This is a genomic window from Streptomyces asoensis (assembly GCF_013085465.1).
GTDB lineage: Bacteria > Actinomycetota > Actinomycetes > Streptomycetales > Streptomycetaceae > Streptomyces > Streptomyces cacaoi_A.
In genome coordinates this window covers 6259286-6277088 of record NZ_CP049838.1, presented here as the reverse complement: position 1 = coordinate 6277088, position 17803 = coordinate 6259286, and the positions used below count along the sequence as shown (strand labels likewise).

Sequence of the window (17803 nt, the reverse complement as noted above, 5' to 3'; positions counted from 1 at the left end):
GTGGGGCGGTTCGGCTACTCGACGCGGCGCAGCGCGTCGGCCGGGCGCAGCCGCGAGGCGCGCCAGCCGCCGAACGCCCCGGCGATCAGACCGCCGGCCACGGCGAGACCCACCGCGACGGCCACCGTCGTGACGCTCACCGGCGCCGTCAGCGCCACGTCGAGGGTCTTGGCCGCCGCCTGGCGACCGCCACCGCCGAAGCCGCCGCCGCCACCGCCGGGACCGCCCTGGCCCCCGCCGCCACCGCCGCCGCCCAACTGGGCCTGGAGCGTGGGGCTGATCGCGGTCACGACGTACGCGCCCGCCAGGCCCAGGGCGATGCCCAGGGCACCGCCCAGCAGACCGTTGACCATGGCCTCGCCGACGACCTGCCGGGTGACCCGGCCGGACTTCCAGCCCAGCGCCTTCAGCGTGCCGAACTCACGGACGCGGCGGGAGACCGCCGAGGAGGTGAGCAGACCGGCGACCAGGAAGGCGGCGATCAGGACCGCGATGGACAGCCACTTGCCGACGTTGGTGGCGAGCGAGGAGGCCGTGGAGAGGGAGCCGGAGACGGTGTCCGCGAGGTCGGCGGAGGTCGTCACCGTGGTGCCCGAGACGTTCTTCTGGATCGTCGACTTGACGCTGTCGATCTTCTGGGAGTCGGTCGCCTTGACGTAGATCGTGGTGACCTTGTCCTTCGAGTCGCTGAGGGTCTGAGCCTGGGTCAGCGGAAGGTAGACGTTGGCGGCGGCGTCGCCGCTGTCGGCCGTGGCGATGCCGATCACCGAGAACTTGACCTTGCTGATGGTCAGCGTGGAACCGACCTTGAGCGACTTCTCCTTGGCGTACGCCGAGTCGAGGACCGCGACCTTGCCGTTGTTCTCCGTGGCCTTGAAGGTGCGGCCGCTGGTGATCGTCGAGGAGGTCAGCGGGCCGAGCTCGGGCTCGGTGACGTCGGTGCCGTAGACGGAGTAGCTGTTGACGTCGAAGTTGGCGCCGCCGCCCTGCACTTCACCCTGCGGCTGGCCGTTGCCGCCGCCGTTGCCACCGGCGCCGCCGCCCTGCTGGCCGCCGTTGCCGTTGCCGTTCTGCTGGAACTGGCCGCGGGTGAACTGGCCGTCGACCTTGAGGACCTGGAGGCTGAGTCCGCCGACCGCGTCGGAGACACCGCCCTGCTTGCCGACCTTGGTGACGGTCGCGGTCGACAGGGTCTGGAAGCCCTGCACCATGACGCGGTCGGTGCTCTGCTCCGCGTCGGAGTCGTTGTCCTGCGCGTCGAACTGGAAGCGCGGCCGGTCCGAGGCGCTCGCGGTGGGCGAGGCGGCCTTGGTGACCGTCATGTCCGTACCCAGTCCGTACAGGGACTGGAGGACCTTGTCCTGGGCCTTCCCCATGCCGGAGGACACGGAGGTGACCACGATGACGAGCGCGATACCCAGCGCGAGCCCGGAGGCGACGACGAGGGCCGCTTTTCTACGGCGGCGCAGTTCGCGCCTCAGGTAGGTGAAGAACATGGCCGCACGGTAGGTACCGCGCGTGATGAAGGGATAAGGCCGAAATAAGAGAACGATGAGAAGGCTGTGATCGACCCCGGAAACACCGGTGCCGCCCCTGGGGGCGGCACCGGAAAGCTGTGGGTGGACTGTCGAACCGACCGTCAGGAACTACCTCAGACGGCCGAACCCGCCTTCCACTGCGCCCAGTCCATGTTCCAGCCGTTGAGACCGTTGTCCGGGGACACGGTCTTGTCGCCGGTGTTCTTGACCACCACGACGTCGCCGACGATGGAGTTGGTGTAGAACCAGTAGCCCGCCGTGCCCGAGTCGTTGGCACCCTTGGTGTCGGACAGACCCACGCAGCCGTGGCTGGTGTTCACCGAGCCGAAGATGGACTTCGCGCCCCAGTAGTTGCCGTGCACGAAGGTGCCGGAGTTGGTGAGGCGGATGGCGTGCGGCACGTCCTTGATGTCGTACTCGCCCTTGCCGTCGTCATCGGTGAAGCCCACGGTCGCGCCGTTCATGCGCGTCTCCTTGAACTTCTCCGACATCACCATCTGGCCCTCGTACGTCTTGTTGTCGGGCGAGCCGGCCGAGATGGGGATGGTCTTGATGACCGCGCCGTTGTGCGTGATCTTCATCTGCTTGGTCTTGGCGTCCACGTAGGAGACCTGGTTGCGGCCGACCTTGAAGGTGACCGTCTTCTGCTGGACCCCGATGACACCGTCGGCGCCCTCCACTCCGTCGAGCGCGAGCTTCAGCGTGACGGTGGAGTTCTCCTTCCAGTAGTCCTCGGGACGGCAGTCCATGCGCTGGGTGGAGAACCAGTGGCAGACGACTTCCTGACCGCTGGTGGAGGTGACCGTGACGCCCTTCTGCACGGCCGCCTTGTTGGTGATCTCCTTGTTGAAGTTGATCGACACGGGCATGCCCACGCCGACGGTCGAACCGTCCTCCGGCGTGAAGTTGCCTATGAAGCTGTTGTCCGGGGAGACCGTGGTGAAGGAGGCGTTCTCGTGCGCCACGAGGCCGCCCGAGTCCTTCGCCTCGGCCGCCACCTTGTAGGTGGTGGAGCGCTCGAGCTGCGCGTTCGGCTTCCAGCTGGTCTTGTCGGCGGAGAGCGCGCCCTCGACGGCCGTGCCGTCGGAGGTGGTCATCGTCACCGTGGTGAGCGTGCCCTTGCTCACCGTGACGGCCGCGGAGTTGTTGATGGAGGCGTTGTCCGAGCCGTCCGCGGGCGTGATCTTGATCTGGGCCTCGGAGGACTTCTTGGCCGCCGCCTCGTCGGCCTTGGCCTGCGAGGAGCTGCCTCCGCCGTCGGAGGCGTCACTCTCGCCGCCGGAGCACGCAGAGAGCACCAGCACACCGCCGAGCAGTGCGGACGCGGTCATCAGACCTCGGCGCCGCCTACTGTCCGTCATCACACGCTTCTCCATCGTTGCCGAATACCAGAACCCAGAGAGTCCCCGTCAAGAACATCAACGCTACGACCGGTTCCCCCCGTTCCACATTCCCGAAGGTGTGGGGCACGCCACGTTCGTGACGCGGATGGTGCGGGTGTCGGTTCGTGCGCCTGCTGAGACGACGAAACCCCGGTCGGCGGTTGCCGTCCGGGGTGACGAGTTTCCCGGAACGCTCAGTCGATGCGGCCCTCTTCGCCGTCCGCCTCGTCATCCTCGTCGACATCATCCTCGTCGAGGTCCCACTCCGGCGAATCCGGGTCGTAGTCGACCCGTTCGCTGGACCAGGAGGCCTGCTGGAGCTCCACCCCGGGTACCTCGCCGACCAGGTCGAACGGGTCGACGAGATAGGCGAGGGCCTCCGCGGTGTCCTCCGTCACAGCGCCCTCGGCGTGCGCGCGCTCGACGTCCGGGAGCTCCGCGTCGTCGGCGACCCGCCGCAGCGCCGCCGTCGTCACGGCGTCCTCGTCGTGCACCTCGAGGAGAATTTCTACTCTAATACGTACAAAACGTGATGTCTCTTCAGTGCTCATGGCCGGAGCGTACGGCTCACAGCTCCCGCAACTTTCCCGCGACCCGCGACTTTCATTAGCATCGGACCACACGGCCAATTCGCCAGCGCCACAAGGGGATCGATATTCCGTGTCATCCGCTCGACGTCCGTTGCTGACCGCCACCGCCGCGGGGACCCTCTTGGGTGCCCTGTGGTTCGTCCCGTCCGCGAACGCGTCCCAGGACACCCCGGCCAGAACGGGCACGACGACGCAGATCACGACCCAGGCACGGGCCGCGTCGACGACCACGACCGACACCACCGTCGGCACCACCGCCGACGGCACGACCGGCACTACGGCCAGAACGACCGCCGAGACGGCGGCCGACACCACGACCGACGACGGCGTCCGGCTCGCCGACACCGGCAGCTTCGACACGACCCCGTACGTCGTCGGCGGAACCACGCTTCTCGCGTTGGGCGCGGGCTTCGTGGTTTATTCCGTTCGCCGGGAACGTCTGGGTTTTTGAAACAACTTGACTGTTCTTTGACAGGCTCTTCATAGTTCGCCCATGAAGAGATCACCGGGGGCACGACTGTGCGCCACCGCCGCTATAGGCGCACTGTCGCTCTCCCTCCTCACCGCATGTTCGGACGAGGGGGCGAAGGACTCCGCGGACTCCAAGGCGTCCTCCTCCTCCTCGTCCGCCGCCTCCTCCTCGTCGGCTCCGGCCGCGAAGGCGCTCACCACCGCCGAGCTGGAGAAGCTGCTGCTCGCGCAGGGCGAACTCAAGGGCTACAAGTCCGAGTCGGGCGACGACACCCTCCCGGCCTCCAAGACCGCGGTGAAGACCGACAAGCCGGCCTGCGACCCGCTCGCCTGGGCCACGGCCGCTCTCGCCCCGGGCGACACGGACGCGAACGCCAGCAACACGGTCTCGGAGGACAAGGCGTCGGGCGCCACCGTGCAGCCGGAGGACTTCGCGGACGCCTTCGACGTCGACATGACGTTCGTGGGTCTCTCCTCGTACGAGGGCGACGGCGCCGAGAAGGCCATGAAGGCCGTCTCCGACGGCGTGACGGCCTGTGCCGGCGGGTACGGCCTGACGGCCGAGGGTGAGACCACCAAGGTCACCAAGGTCGTCGCGGAGAAGGGCGCCGCGAAGGGTGACGAGGCGGTGACGTTCGCCGCGGACGTCGACATGGACGGCGCGGGCACGGCCACCTTCCACACCGAGGTGGTGCGCAAGGGCAACACCGTCGCCACGTTCTACACGGTGAACTTCGCCGCGATGACGAAGGGCGGCGACATGGGCGCCATCCCGGCGGCCGTGGTCGACGCGCAGGTCGCCAAGCTGAAGTAGCCCGCCGACCCACGCACGCCGAAAGGGCCCCGCCGCATCCGTGCGGCGGGGCCCTTTCGCACTACCGGAGCGCGCTACCGCAACGGTCCGGTGACCGTCTCCACCGCGGCGACGAGCCGTCCGCCGCGCACGAAGGCGTCCGCCGCCGCGAGGTCGGGCGCGAGGAACCGGTCCGGGCCGGGGCCCCGCACGCCCGCCTTGCGTACCGCCTCGATGACCGCACGCGACGCCGGCGCCGGGGTGAGCCCCTCGCGCAGCTCCACACCGCGCGTGGCGGCGTACAGCTCGACGGCGATCACGCGCGTGAGGTTGTCGACGGCGGTGCGCAGCTTGCGGGCCGCGGACCAGCCCATCGACACATGGTCCTCCTGCATCGCGGAGGACGGGATGGAGTCGGCGGACGCCGGTACGGCCAGCCGCTTCAGCTCGCTGACCAGCGCGGCCTGTGTGTACTGGGCGATCATCAGCCCGGAGTCGACACCGGCGTCGTCCGCGAGGAACGGCGGGAGGCCGTGGCTGCGGTTCTTGTCCAGCAGCCGGTCGGTGCGCCGCTCGGCGATGGAGGCGAGGTCGGCGACGGCGATGGCGAGGAAGTCCAGGACGTAGGCGACCGGCGCGCCGTGGAAGTTGCCGTTGGACTCGACCCGGCCGTCGGGCAGCACCACCGGGTTGTCGACGGCCGAGGCCAGCTCCCGCTCGGCGACGAGCCGGGCGTGCGCCATGGTGTCGCGGCCGGCGCCGGCGACCTGCGGGGCACAGCGCACCGAGTAGGCGTCCTGGACCCGGGGCGCGTCGTCCTGGTGGTGACCTGTGAGTTCCGAACCCGCCAGCACGGCCAGCATGTTGGCGGCCGAGGCGCCCTGCCCCGGATGCGGGCGGATGGCGTGCAGCTCGGGGGCGAGCACCTTGTCGGTGCCGAGCAGCGCCTCCAGGCTGAGCGCCGCCGTGACGTCCGCGGACTTGTAGAGCATGTCGAGGTCGGCGAGGGCCATGACCAGCATGCCGAGCATGCCGTCGGTGCCGTTGAGGAGCGCCAGGCCCTCCTTCTCACGCAGCTCGACGGGGGCGATGCCGTGCTCGGCGAGCAGCTCTCCGGCGGGCCGTACGGCGCCGTCGGGGCCCTCAGCGTCGCCCTCGCCCATGAGGGTGAGGGCGCAGTGCGAGAGCGGGGCCAGGTCGCCGGAGCAGCCGAGGGAGCCGTACTCGTGCACGACCGGGGTGATGCCGGCGTTGAGGATGTCGGCCATGGTCTGCGCGACCTCGGGCCGGACGCCGGTGTGCCCGGAGCAGACGGTCTTCAGCCGCAGGAACATCAGCGCCCGGACGACCTCGCGCTCGACCCGCGGGCCCATGCCGGCGGCGTGCGAGCGGACGATGTTGCGCTGGAGCTGGGCGCGCAGCTCCGGGCTGATGTGCCGGGTGGCGAGGGCGCCGAACCCGGTGGAGACGCCGTAGACGGGCTCGGGCTTGGCCGCCAGCGCGTCCACGATCTCGCGGGCCGCGGCGAGGGCCGCCATCGCCTCACCGGAGAGCTCGATCCGGGCGCCGTCGCGCGCCACGGCGAGCACGTCGGACGCGGTCACGCCGGACGTCCCCACCACCACAGTGTGCATATCCATATTCAGGAGCGTACGCAGTGAAGACCGGGATGTCACCAGTGGGTACCGGGTTCACCCCTTACCGAATAGGTCACATCCTCAACGCCGTCCCCTGAACCGCCGCCGCTCGGCGGTCCGCTCGCGGGAGGGCTCGTCGGCGAGGCGTACGACGGGATCGTCGGGGCCCTCCCGCCCGGCGACCACCGGCCGGGCGGCCCGCACGGCCTTGGCCCGGTACTGGGCGGCGTCGGCCAGCCGGAACAGCCTGCGGGCGGAGGACACCGGCCCGATGGGGTCCTCGGTGGAGGCGACCCCGCAGGCCACCCCCTCGCCGAGCTCCAGTTCACCGGCCCGCCGGCAGAGGTCGTCGGCGACCTTGACGACCTCGTCGGCGGGCGGCCCGACGGCCAGCAGACAGAACTCGTCGCCGCCGAGCCGGGCGGCCAGCGCGCCGGGCAGCATGGCCCCGCACAGCGACAGCACCGACCCGAACCGCTCCAGCAGCCGGTCCCCGACGGCATGCCCGAGGGTGTCGTTGACCCGCTTCAGCCCGTTGAGGTCACACACCACGAGGCTCACGACGACCCCCTCCACGCGATGCCGCTCGACCGCCTCCTCCAGCCGTACGTCGACGGCGCGGCGGTTGGCCAGACCGGTGAGGGCGTCGGTGAAGGCGAGCCGGCGGGCCTCCTCCAGCCGCTCGGTCTGGGCGAGCCCGGCGGCGACGACGGCGGCGAGGACGGTGGCGAAGTCGGCGTCGGCCCGGTCGAAGACGGGGGTGCCCACGGAACGGGCGACGTACAGCTCGCCCCAGGCGCGGCCGTGCAGCACGATCGGCGCGACCACACAGGAGCCACGGCCCCGGCGGCGCAGGGCGGCGACCCGCTGATGGCAGTAGCCGGGGCGCCCGGCGGCGGGGCCCTGGGCCGTCTCCACCCAGGCGTTGGGCTCCCCGCCGGCCACCCAGCGCTCGTGCAGGAACTCGGTGATCTCGGGGAACTGGTGCACCGGATAGGCCTCGCCGTCCGGGAACTCGTCCTCGTCGGCGGCCCGGTCCCCCACGTTCACCAGGACGCGCAGCCGCCCGAGGTCCCGCTCCCACACCGAGAGTGCGGCGAAGCCTCCGGAGAGCGCCCGGCAGGCCCCGAGCGCGGCCGCGCGCCACGAGTCGCGGGGGGTGTGCGCGGCCGCCATTCCCTGCGCGAGCGCCACCACGGCCACCAGGCGTCTGTCGTCACCCATCTCCCCAGGCTAGGGACATTCACCCCGAAAGGGGACACCGAAGGGCCACTGAGAGTGATGAGCGCACCTCCGGTCGCGTGTCACCCTCCCGCCGCCGCCCTCACTCCCCCGGCCACTGCGGCTTCCGCTTCTCGTTGAAGGCCGCCACTCCCTCCGCCCGGTCCCCGGAGAAGGCCACCGACCGCCACGCCGCGTCCTCGATCTCGAGTCCGGCCCGCAGGTCCAGCCCCTGCCCCAGGCGTAGCGCCCGCTTCGCCGCCCGCAGGCCCACCGGCGAGTTGCCGCCGATCCGCGCGGCCAGCGCCAGCGCCTCCTCCCGGTCCCGCCCCTCGTCCACCAGGACGTCCACCAGACCCAGGTCCCGCGCCTCGGCCGCCGCCACCCGGCGCGCCGTGAACACCAGCTCGGCCGCCCGGGCCGCCCCCACCCGGCGCGGCAGCAACTGGGTCCCGCCGCCGCCGGGAATCACGCCCACCGACACCTCCGGCAGCCCGACCACGGCCGTACCGTCGGCCACGATCACGTCGCACGCAAGCGCCAGTTCGAAGCCGCCGCCCAGTGCGAAGCCGTGCACCGCCGCGACCGAGGGCACCGGCAGTTCCAGCACCCCGGTGTACGCGGCGCGGGTGAGCGGCCGCTGCCGCAGCAGTTCGGCGTCGCTGAAGGAGTTCCGCTCCTTCAGATCGGCGCCGACGCAGAACGCCCGCTCGTGCGTCGAGGTCAGCACCACCACCCGCACGTCCCGGTCACCGCCCAGCGCCGCGCACGCCCCGGCGATCGACCGGGCCATGTCGGTGGAGACGGCGTTCATGGCCTTCGGCCGGTCGAGGACCAGCTCGGCGACATGCCCGCCGTCCCCGTGCCGCCGCACCAGGACGAACTCCCCGAACCGCTCCTCGCTCAAGACACCGTTCCCGACACCGCTCACGACACCCTCCGGTTAACGCGGGTTAACAACGTTCGTCCGATCATCGCAGCCGGGACCGGGAGACGAAAGAGCGGGCCGACCCCCTGAACCCCCGTATCCGGGCTCCGGCTACCCGTTCGGGTGACATGCCACCCAACTCCCCCCGCAACGCCCACGGGAGCGCATAACGTGCGTCCGCCCCGGCGCATCGGGGGCGCGACCGCACCGGGGAGAGAACGCGATGACGAGCACGCCGGTGAGCACGTGGACCGGGCCGTACCAGACGGCTGCGCAGGACGACGGGACGGCGTCCGGGGAGACGGGTGCGCCGTGGGCCCCGCGCCCCCGGGGCCGGCACCGCCGTCCCCGCCCCCGCAAGGTGCTGTTCGCCGCCGGCAGCCTCGCGCTGGCCGCAGGGGTGCTGAGCCTCGTCCGGCTGACCCCCGACCCGGGCGGCGCCGGTGGTCTCGGCACCGCGGAGGCCGAACCCCGGCCCGAACCCGTCGCGGGCACCGACACCGCGGCTGACACCGGCGCCTCCACAGACGGCGCCTACACGGACACCGACGCCGGCGCCGACCGCTCGGGCGGCCCGTCCGCCGCCGTCGTGCCCACGCCGACCGCGGCCAGCGCGATGGGCGGAGAGAGCGCCTCCCCGGCACCCGGGGCTGCCGGCCTGGTCCCGGGCGTCCCCGGCGCACCGACGTCCGTCGCCCTCACCCCGGGCGCCACCTACACCCCGGCCGCGCCCGCGCCCCGCACCCCGGCGCCCGGAACGACCGCCGCCCCGCGGCCCACCTCACCCGCGAGAACACCCGCACCCGCACCCGCACCCACCACGGCCGCACCCGCGCCCCGGCCGGAGCAGCCCGACGCTCCACGTCAGCCGGGCGTCTGCGTTCCCGTCATCGGCCTCTGCGTGGACCCGCTGGGTGGCGCCGTACCAAGGCTCTAGCCGTCGACGTCGTTGCGTCGCGTCAGCAGCCAGGGCTCGACCACGCCGAGACCGCGCACCGGCCGCTGCCACATCGGCTGGAGCGCGAAGCGGTACTTCGGCGGCTCCTCGCCCTCCTTCTCGGCGGCGGCCGCCTCCTCGGCGGCCTCCGCCTCCGAGGCCGGGGCGTCGCCGGAGCGGATGAGCTCCTCGGCGAAGGCGCTGTCGACGAGGACGGCGTCCCGGGGAGCTATCGACGTCAGCCGGGAGGCCAGGTTGACCGTCGTGCCGAAGACATCGCCCATCCGGGTGGTGACCGTGCCGAACGCCATGCCGACCCGCAGTTCGGGCATCGTCTCGTCGTTGCTCATCGTCTCGACGAGCAGCAGGGCGATGTCGGCGGCGATGCCCGCGTCGTCGGCCGCGTACAGCACCTCGTCGCCGAGCGTCTTGATCAGCCGCCCGCCGCGGGCGGCGACCAGGTCGGCGGCGGTCGTCTCGAAGGCCTCGACGAGTTCGCCGAGTTCCTCCTCCTCCATCCGCCGGGTCAGCCGCGTGAAGCCGACGAGGTCCGCGAAGGCGACGGCCAGCCGCCGGTCGACCATCTCCTCGTCGTCGGCGGCCTGGACGACCCGGCCCGCCGAGGCGGCGAGCTGCCGGCGCCAGACGTAGACGAGGAACTCCTCCAGTTCGGGCAGCAGCAGCTCGACGATGGGATACGTGACCTCGGTGCGGGTCATCCCCGGCTCGGGCGGCTCGGTCAGCCCCTCCAGGAAGGAGTCGATCTGCCATTCCGCCAGACGGGCGGTGGTCTGCCCGGTGGACCGCGCCACCTGCACGGCCATCGCCTCGCTCAGCAGCCCCGCCTCCACAAGACCGGCCAGCCGCCGCAGGGCGAGGACATCGGCCTCGGTGAGCGCCTTGGCCTGCCCGATGTCGGCAAAGCCCATGGCCCGCCAGAAACGCGACGCCAGCTCCATGGAGACACCGGCGCTGCGGGCGGCCTGGAACGGCGTGTAGCGCCGCTCTGCGCCGAGGATGAGCTGTTCGAGGCGCAGGGCGAGAGGATGCGGGTCCTCACCGGGGTCGCCCGGCTCACCGGGTTCGGCCGGCAGGTTTCCCCGGCCGTCCGCGCCCGCGCCGGAGCCCGTGTCGTCGACGGTCACGCCTGCTGCCCTTCCGATCTTCCGCGGTCAGGTATCGACCGGCCTCAACTCTACGGCAGGTGTGCGCCAGCTCACTCCGTCCGGTTCGGCCGGGTCACGCAGCCCGGCGTTCGGGTCACGCCGGCCTCAGATGCACGATGTCTCCCGCGCCCACCGGCTCCTGTACCCCTTCCTTCGTGGCGATCACAAGCCGTCCGTCCCCGTCGACCGCGACCGCCTCGCCGACGATCGACCGGTCCCCCGGCAGCTCGGCCCGTACCGTTCGTCCCAGCGTCGCGCACCCGGCCGCGTACGTCTCCTGGAGACCGCTCGCCGCCGGGTCGCCGCCGGCCGCCCGCCAGCGCCCGTACCACTCCTCCAGCGAGCGCAGGACGCCCCGCAGCAGCGGGTCCCGGTCCGTGTTCTGCGCACCTGCCAGGGCCAGCGAACCCGCCAGCGGCACCGGGAGCTCGTCCGCCCGCAGGGTGACGTTGAGCCCGACGCCGACCACGACCGACTCCTGGCCGGCCCGCTCCGCGAGGATGCCGCCCGCCTTGCGTTCCTCTCCCCCGACGGTCACCAGGAGGTCGTTGGGCCACTTGAGTGCCGTGTCGACACCCGCCGCCCGGGACAGCCCCGTCGCCACGGCGACCCCGGTGAGCAGCGGCAGCCAGCCCCAGCGGGCCACCGGCACCTCGCTCGGGGTGAGCAGCACGGAGAAGAACAGCCCGGAACGCGGGGGCGCGGTCCAGCGGCGGTCCAGCCGGCCGCGCCCCGAGGTCTGTTCCTCGGCGACGAGGACCGCGCCCTCGGACGCCCTGCCCGCGCTCGCCGCGTCGACCAGGTCGGAGTTGGTGGAACCGGTGCTCTGCACCACCTCCACCTGTGACCACAGCCCGCCCTCCCGTACCAGCGCCCGGCGCAGCGCCATGGCGTTGAGGGGCGGACGGTCCAGATCGGACCACCGGCTGCCGCCGTCGTCTGCTGCATCTCGCGGTGTCATGCAAGCCACCCTAGGTGTGTTGAATGCCGCACTGCCGATCCCCAGGGCCAGCACTACTCTACGGATGAGTAACCGTCCCCCCTTTTGAGCAGGCAGGGAGCCACATCCCGATGTCCGAGCCGGAAGAGCGCCACGAGATCCCAGGGATCGACATCCACACGACCGCGGGCAAGCTCGCGGATCTCCAGCGCCGCATCCAGGAAGCGACGCACGCCGGTTCGGAGCGTGCCGTCGAGAAGCAGCACGCCAAGGGCAAGTTGACGGCCCGTGAGCGGATCGAGCTGCTCCTCGACGAGGGCTCCTTCGTCGAGTTGGACGAGTTCGCCCGGCACCGCTCCACCAACTTCGGCCTGGAGAACAACCGCCCGTACGGAGACGGCGTCGTCACCGGTTACGGCACGGTCGACGGCCGCCCGGTCGCCGTCTTCTCCCAGGACTTCACGGTCTTCGGCGGCGCCCTCGGCGAGGTCTACGGCCAGAAGATCGTCAAGGTCATGGACTTCGCGCTGAAGACCGGCTGCCCGGTCATCGGCATCAACGACTCCGGCGGCGCCCGGATCCAGGAGGGTGTCGCGTCCCTGGGCGCGTACGGTGAGATCTTCCGTCGCAACACACACGCGTCCGGGGTGATCCCGCAGATCAGCCTGGTCGTCGGCCCGTGCGCGGGCGGCGCGGTGTACTCGCCCGCGATCACCGACTTCACGGTGATGGTGGACCAGACCTCGCACATGTTCATCACCGGACCCGACGTCATCAAGACGGTCACCGGCGAGGACGTCGGCTTCGAGGAACTGGGCGGCGCGCGCACCCACAACGCGGTGTCGGGTGTGGCGCACCACATGGCCGGCGACGAGAAGGACGCCATCGAGTACGTCAAGCAGCTGCTGTCGTACCTGCCGTCCAACAACCTCTCCGAGGCCCCGGTGTTCCCGGAGGAGGCGGACCTGTCCGTCACCGACGAGGACCTGGAGCTGGACTCCATCGTCCCGGACAGCGCCAACCAGCCGTACGACATGCACACGGTGATCGAACACGTGCTGGACGACGCCGAGTTCTTCGAGACCCAGGCACTGTTCGCGCCGAACATCCTCACCGGCTACGGCCGGGTCGAGGGCCACCCGGTCGGCATCGTCGCCAACCAGCCGATGCAGTTCGCCGGGTGTCTGGACATCACGGCCTCGGAGAAGGCGGCCCGCTTCGTCCGCACCTGCGACGCCTTCAACATCCCGGTCATCACCTTCGTGGACGTCCCCGGCTTCCTGCCCGGCGTCGACCAGGAGCACGACGGCATCATCCGCCGCGGCGCCAAGCTGATCTACGCGTACGCGGAGGCGACGGTCCCGCTCATCACGGTGATCACCCGCAAGGCCTTCGGCGGCGCCTACGACGTCATGGGCTCCAAGCACCTGGGCGCGGACATCAACCTGGCCTGGCCGACCGCCCAGATCGCCGTGATGGGCGCCCAGGGCGCGGTCAACATCCTGCACCGCCGCACGATCGCGGAGGCGGCGGCGAGCGGTGAGGATCTGGAGGCGGTGCGCGCCCGGCTGATCCGGGAGTACGAGGACACCCTCCTCAACCCCTACGTCGCGGCCGAGCGCGGCTACGTCGACTCGGTGATCATGCCGTCCGAAACGCGCCGGCACATCGTGCGCGGCCTGCGTCAACTGCGCACCAAGCGGGAATCCCTCCCTCCGAAGAAGCACGGCAACATCCCCCTCTAAGGAGCCGCTGTGACGATCAAGGTCGTACGGGGCAACCCGACCCCCGAGGAGCTCGCCGCCGCCCTGGCGGTGGTCCGGGCCCGCGCCGCGGCGGCAACGGCCACACCGTCCGGCGCGGAGCCCCCGAGGGACGCATGGTCCGACCCGTCCCGCATCGCGACACACCGAGTCCCACACCCCGGCCAGGCGTCCTGGACCCGCACCTACTGGCCGAGCTGAGGACAGCCGACCACCCGCTTTTCAGGGGCGCGGGGCCGTATCGATATGCGGCTCCGCCGCGCGGGCGCGACAAGCCCCCACCGGCCCGCAGCCGACGAACACCCGAACATCGGGTGTACGGCTGCGGGCCCACATTTGAGTACGCCTACTCAGGCACAGGCCCCCGCCAAGCCCCACGCTGGTGGCATGCTGTGGTCCGACCCCGAGAACGAGCCCCCCGAGGAACTCCGCGAGATGCAGGAGAGCCTGCGGAGACTCGGCCTCTTCCTCGCCCTGGCCATGGTGATAGCGATGATCGTGCTGGGGCTCAGGTAAAGCGCGCCACGCCGCTAGGCTGACCGCATGCGCCGACTCGTCCTCGCCTCCCAGTCCCCCGCCCGGCTGAACCTGCTGCGACAGGCCGGTCTCGCCCCCGAGGTGATCGTGAGCGGGGTCGACGAGGACGCCGTCACCGCCCCCACCCCGGCCGATCTGGCGCTCGCGCTCGCCGAGGCGAAGGCCTCCGTCGTGGCCGCGAAGCCCGAGGTCAAGGGCGCCCTGGTGATCGGCTGCGACTCGGTGCTCGACCTGGACGGCGAGGCGCTGGGCAAGCCCGCGGACGCCGCGGAGGCCACCGCCCGCTGGAAGGCGATGCGCGGCCGGGCCGGGACACTCCAGACCGGCCACTGCGTCTACGACACCGTCAGCGGGCGCTACACCTCCGCGACCGCCTCCACCGTCGTCCGCTTCGGCGAGCCGACCGACGAGGAGATCGCGGCGTACGTCGCCTCGGGCGAACCCCTCTACGTCGCCGGGGCGTTCACCCTCGACGGCCGCTCGGCCCCGTTCATCGAGGGCATCGAGGGCGACCACGGCAACGTCATCGGCATCAGCCTGCCCCTCGTGCGCCGACTGCTGGCGCAACTGGGCGTCGGGATCACGGAGTTGTGGGCGCCGTCGGAGGCGTGACCGGCGCCGGCGCGACCGGCGGGCCGCCGCCGTCACCCTTGCTGTCCTCCGGCTGCGGGGCCACGGGCCGCTGCTGGGCGTCGTAGGTCATCAGGAGCAGCACGATCAGGGCGAGGACGACCACCATGAACAGGAACTGCGTCCAGCCCAGCAGACCCCACGCGAAGGCGCCCAGCAGGGCGTGTACGACCGCGGCGCTGATCAGCAGCACCCGGCCGAGTCCGGCGGGCGCGCGGTCGCGCAGCGCCACCAGCAGGGCCACCACGGCGCACAGGCCGAAGTAGAGGCCGAAGAGGATCCCGCCGACCTTCGAGGACGTCGACATGACGTCCGGGTCCATTCCGGCCAGGGACATGTCCTGCCGGTCCACCACGACGCCCATGAACCAGTTCAGCGCGGCGACGCCGAGCGCCTCCGCGAAGAGCACGACCGCCACGATCCACGCCACCGGTCTGCGCACCACCGGTCCCACCCACTTTCGACCCCGACCCGAGCAAGGGTGCTGTTACCTGACGTACGTTCGAGACACCCTGAACGCTACTAACGGGTAAACCGCGGGACAAGGGTTCTGCGCGCGGCAAAGAATCGTTGGGCCATTCGTAGGGACTCCACAAAGAAACGGAGTGTGCCGCAGCACGTGCTCACAGAGACCTTGGCCACATCAGAGGGCTAGGGTTTGTCGGAGGAGTGCTGCGTACGGCGGTACTACAAGGGATTTCGCGGTCGAGTGAGCCTGGCATCACGCTCCGTGTGGGCAAGCTCACCTTTGGGGACGGGTCGATGAGGCGTGTCGGCAGTCCCTAAACTCGGCTTGTTTCAAGGAGGGAGCCTCAATCGTGCGCAAGGTGCTCATCGCCAACCGTGGCGAAATCGCAGTCCGCGTGGCCCGGGCGTGCCGGGATGCCGGTATCGCGAGCGTGGCCGTGTACGCCGACCCGGACCGGGACGCTCTGCATGTCCGCGCAGCGGATGAGGCGTTCGCCCTGGGCGGTGACTCTCCTGCGACCAGCTATCTCGACATCGAGAAGGTGCTGAACGCGGCACGGGAGTCCGAGGCCGACGCCGTTCATCCCGGCTACGGCTTCCTCTCGGAGAACGCCGACTTCGCGCAGGCGGTCCTGGACGCGGGCCTGATCTGGATCGGCCCGCCCCCGCAGGCCATCCGTGACCTCGGCGACAAGGTCGCCGCCCGGCACATCGCCCAGCGGGCCGGCGCGCCCCTGGTCGCCGGTACACCCGACCCGGTCTCCGGCGCCGACGAGGTCGTCGCCTTCGCCGAGGAGCACGGCCTGCCGATCGCGATCAAGGCCGCCTTCGGCGGCGGCGGTCGCGGCCTGAAGGTCGCCCGGACGCTGGAAGAAGTGCCGGAGCTCTACGACTCGGCCGTCCGCGAGGCGGTCGCCGCCTTCGGCCGGGGCGAGTGCTTCGTCGAGCGGTACCTGGACAAGCCGCGGCACGTGGAGACGCAGTGCCTGGCCGACAGCCACGGCAACGTGGTCGTCGTCTCGACCCGTGACTGCTCCCTCCAGCGCCGCCACCAGAAGCTGGTCGAGGAGGCCCCTGCGCCGTTCCTCTCCGAGGCGCAGGTCGCCGAGCTGTACGCGTCCTCGAAGGCCATCCTGAAGGAGGCCGGCTACGTCGGCGCGGGCACCGTCGAGTTCCTCGTCGGTGTCGACGGCACGATCTCCTTCCTGGAGGTCAACACCCGTCTCCAGGTCGAGCACCCGGTGACCGAGGAGGTCGCGGGCATCGACCTGGTGCGCGAGATGTTCCGGATCGCCGACGGCGAGGAGCTCGGCTACGGCGACCCGGAGCTGCGCGGTCACTCGTTCGAGTTCCGTATCAACGGCGAGGACCCGGGCCGGGGCTTCCTGCCGGCCCCCGGCACGGTCACCACGTTCGCCGCGCCGTCCGGTCCGGGTGTGCGGCTGGACGCGGGTGTCGAGTCCGGCAGTGTGATCGGCCCGGCGTGGGACTCGCTCCTCGCCAAGCTGATCGTCACCGGCGCCACCCGTGAGCAGGCGCTCCAGCGGGCGGCCCGCGCCCTGGCGGAGTTCCAGGTCGAGGGCATGGCCACGGCCATCCCGTTCCACCGCGCGGTGGTCAGGGACCCGGCGTTCGCGCCGGAGCTCACCGGCAGCCAGGACCCGTTCACGGTCCACACGCGCTGGATCGAGACCGAGTTCGTCAACGAGATCCCCGCGTTCTCGGCCCCGGCCGACAGCGAGGCCGAGGACGACACGGACCGCGAGACGATCGTCGTCGAGGTCGGCGGCAAGCGTCTGGAGGTCTCCCTCCCGTCCTCGCTCGGCATGAGCCTGGCCCGCACGGGCCTCGCGGCGGGCGCCAAGCCCAAGCGCCGCGCGGCCAAGAAGTCCGGCCCCATGGCCTCCGGCGACACCCTCGCCTCGCCCATGCAGGGCACGATCGTCAAGATCGCGGTCGAGGAGGGCCAGGAGGTCAAGGAGGGCGACCTGATCGTCGTCCTCGAAGCGATGAAGATGGAGCAGCCGCTGAACGCGCACCGCTCCGGCACCATCAAGGGCCTGGCCGCGGAGGTCGGCGCGTCCATCACCTCGGGCGCGGCGATCTGCGAGATCAAGGACTGACCCCAGGGATCACCCGTGTCGAGGCGCCCACTCCCCGGGCGCCTCGCCGCGTTTCACAACCCCAACGCCCCATCCGGCCCTCAGCCCGCCTTCCAGAGCCCAACCGCCCCACCCAGGCCCTCCGACTTACCGAACCATCCAGCCCTCGGCTTACCGACCCCTCCACCCTGCCGGGACCTCCGGCCTGCCGAACCCTCCGACTTACCGGGACCTCCGGGCTGCTGCGACCTCCGGGCGACCGGGACTCCGGCCTGCCGGGCCCTCCAGCCTGCCGGGACCTCCGGCTTACCGGGCCCTCCACCCTGCCGGGACCTCCGGCCTGCCGAACCCTCCGACTTACCGGGACCTCCGGGCTGCTGCGACCTCCGGGCTCACCGGGACCTCCGGCCAGCCAGACCTCCAGCCTGCCGGGCCCTCCGGCTTACCGGACCCTCAACCCTGCCGGACCCTCCACCCCGCCGGGACCTCCGGGCTTACCGAACCCTCCACCCTGCCGGGACCGCCGGGCTTACCGAACCCTCCACCCTGCCGGGACCTCGGGGCTTACCGAACCCTCCACCCTGCCGGGACCTCCGGCTTGCCGGGCCCTTCGCCCTGCCGGACCCTCCGGCTTACCGGACCCTCCGGCCCGCTGGGACCATGCGGCCCGCCGGGACCATCCAACGGGGCCGGACCATCC

At 71.3% G+C, this 17803-nt stretch carries 17 protein-coding genes; 8 read left to right on the top strand and 9 right to left on the bottom strand.

Going from position 1 to position 17803, the window contains the following annotated elements; genetic code table 11:
* Positions 1-14 precede the first annotated feature (14 nt).
* The 3 genes from G9272_RS28220 to G9272_RS28210 all read right to left on the bottom strand — a co-directional run bounded on the left by G9272_RS28220 (position 15) and on the right by G9272_RS28210 (position 3471).
* Positions 15-1496: an ABC transporter permease gene (locus tag G9272_RS28220; protein WP_171399119.1), complete on the bottom strand. Its 1482-nt coding sequence runs from the start codon at positions 1494-1496 to the stop codon at positions 15-17.
* Between the two features lie 155 nt (positions 1497-1651).
* On the bottom strand, positions 1652-2914 hold the full coding sequence (locus G9272_RS28215) for a L,D-transpeptidase (protein WP_171399118.1): 1263 nt from the start codon (positions 2912-2914) through the stop codon (positions 1652-1654).
* A 200-nt stretch (positions 2915-3114) separates the two neighbouring features.
* The gene (locus G9272_RS28210) at positions 3115-3471 is read right to left on the bottom strand and encodes a hypothetical protein (RefSeq protein ID WP_171399117.1); all 357 of its coding nucleotides are present in this window, start codon (positions 3469-3471) and stop codon (positions 3115-3117) included.
* Positions 3472-3580: 109 nt separating this feature from the next.
* On the opposite strand from G9272_RS28210, the gene G9272_RS28205 reads away from it, so the two are divergent.
* Together G9272_RS28205 and G9272_RS28200 are read left to right on the top strand one after the other, a co-directional pair.
* Positions 3581-3961 carry an LPXTG cell wall anchor domain-containing protein gene (locus tag G9272_RS28205; RefSeq protein WP_171399116.1) on the top strand — a complete coding sequence of 127 codons (381 nt, stop codon included), beginning with the start codon at positions 3581-3583 and terminating at the stop codon, positions 3959-3961.
* Positions 3962-4003: 42 nt separating this feature from the next.
* A complete protein-coding gene (locus G9272_RS28200; RefSeq protein ID WP_171399115.1) occupies positions 4004-4795 on the top strand; it encodes a hypothetical protein in 792 nt (263 codons plus the stop codon).
* Between the two features lie 74 nt (positions 4796-4869).
* Here the strand turns inward: G9272_RS28200 and hutH are convergent, their stop codons facing one another.
* The 3 genes from hutH to G9272_RS28185 form a co-directional block, all read right to left on the bottom strand.
* Complete coding sequence (gene hutH, locus G9272_RS28195; RefSeq protein WP_171402215.1) at positions 4870-6408, bottom strand: histidine ammonia-lyase; 1539 nt, start codon at positions 6406-6408, stop codon at positions 4870-4872.
* 84 nt (positions 6409-6492) lie between these two features.
* A complete protein-coding gene (locus G9272_RS28190) occupies positions 6493-7635 on the bottom strand; it encodes a GGDEF domain-containing protein (RefSeq protein ID WP_171399114.1) in 1143 nt (380 codons plus the stop codon).
* 100 nt (positions 7636-7735) lie between these two features.
* Positions 7736-8539 (bottom strand): enoyl-CoA hydratase/isomerase family protein, encoded by an 804-nt coding sequence (locus tag G9272_RS28185; RefSeq protein ID WP_171399113.1) that lies wholly within the window; start codon positions 8537-8539, stop codon positions 7736-7738.
* A gap of 244 nt (positions 8540-8783) precedes the next feature.
* Here G9272_RS28185 and G9272_RS28180 point away from each other — a divergent pair, with 244 nt between their 5' ends.
* Positions 8784-9497 carry a hypothetical protein gene (locus tag G9272_RS28180; protein WP_253267967.1) on the top strand — a complete coding sequence of 238 codons (714 nt, stop codon included), beginning with the start codon at positions 8784-8786 and terminating at the stop codon, positions 9495-9497.
* Here G9272_RS28180 and G9272_RS28175 read toward each other — a convergent pair.
* Together G9272_RS28175 and G9272_RS28170 are read right to left on the bottom strand one after the other, a co-directional pair.
* Positions 9494-10642, bottom strand: a complete 1149-nt coding sequence (locus tag G9272_RS28175) for an adenylate/guanylate cyclase domain-containing protein (protein ID WP_171399112.1) — start codon at positions 10640-10642, stop codon at positions 9494-9496. The two genes, G9272_RS28180 and G9272_RS28175, sit on opposite strands and share 4 nt — an antisense overlap.
* A gap of 115 nt (positions 10643-10757) precedes the next feature.
* Entirely contained in the window at positions 10758-11624 is an 867-nt protein-coding gene (locus tag G9272_RS28170; protein WP_171399111.1) for a biotin--[acetyl-CoA-carboxylase] ligase, read from the bottom strand.
* 110 nt (positions 11625-11734) lie between these two features.
* Between G9272_RS28170 and G9272_RS28165 the strand changes: the two genes are divergently transcribed.
* From G9272_RS28165 to G9272_RS28155, 4 genes are all read left to right on the top strand, one after another.
* Positions 11735-13348: an acyl-CoA carboxylase subunit beta gene (locus G9272_RS28165; protein WP_171399110.1), complete on the top strand. Its 1614-nt coding sequence runs from the start codon at positions 11735-11737 to the stop codon at positions 13346-13348.
* A gap of 9 nt (positions 13349-13357) precedes the next feature.
* Positions 13358-13567 carry an acyl-CoA carboxylase epsilon subunit gene (locus G9272_RS28160; protein WP_171399109.1) on the top strand — a complete coding sequence of 70 codons (210 nt, stop codon included), beginning with the start codon at positions 13358-13360 and terminating at the stop codon, positions 13565-13567.
* Between the two features lie 186 nt (positions 13568-13753).
* Positions 13754-13882 carry a morphogenic membrane protein MmpB gene (mmpB, locus tag G9272_RS45975; RefSeq protein WP_020128130.1) on the top strand — a complete coding sequence of 43 codons (129 nt, stop codon included), beginning with the start codon at positions 13754-13756 and terminating at the stop codon, positions 13880-13882.
* Positions 13883-13909: 27 nt separating this feature from the next.
* Positions 13910-14515 carry a Maf family protein gene (locus tag G9272_RS28155; protein ID WP_171399108.1) on the top strand — a complete coding sequence of 202 codons (606 nt, stop codon included), beginning with the start codon at positions 13910-13912 and terminating at the stop codon, positions 14513-14515.
* On the opposite strand, the gene G9272_RS28150 is transcribed toward G9272_RS28155, so the two are convergent.
* Positions 14484-14978, bottom strand: a complete 495-nt coding sequence (locus G9272_RS28150; RefSeq protein WP_171399107.1) for a hypothetical protein — start codon at positions 14976-14978, stop codon at positions 14484-14486. The genes G9272_RS28155 and G9272_RS28150 overlap by 32 nt on opposite strands.
* A 373-nt stretch (positions 14979-15351) precedes the next feature.
* On the opposite strand from G9272_RS28150, the gene G9272_RS28145 reads away from it, so the two are divergent.
* A complete protein-coding gene (locus G9272_RS28145; RefSeq protein ID WP_171399106.1) occupies positions 15352-17124 on the top strand; it encodes an acetyl/propionyl/methylcrotonyl-CoA carboxylase subunit alpha in 1773 nt (590 codons plus the stop codon).
* The last annotated feature ends 679 nt before the right edge of the window (positions 17125-17803 follow it).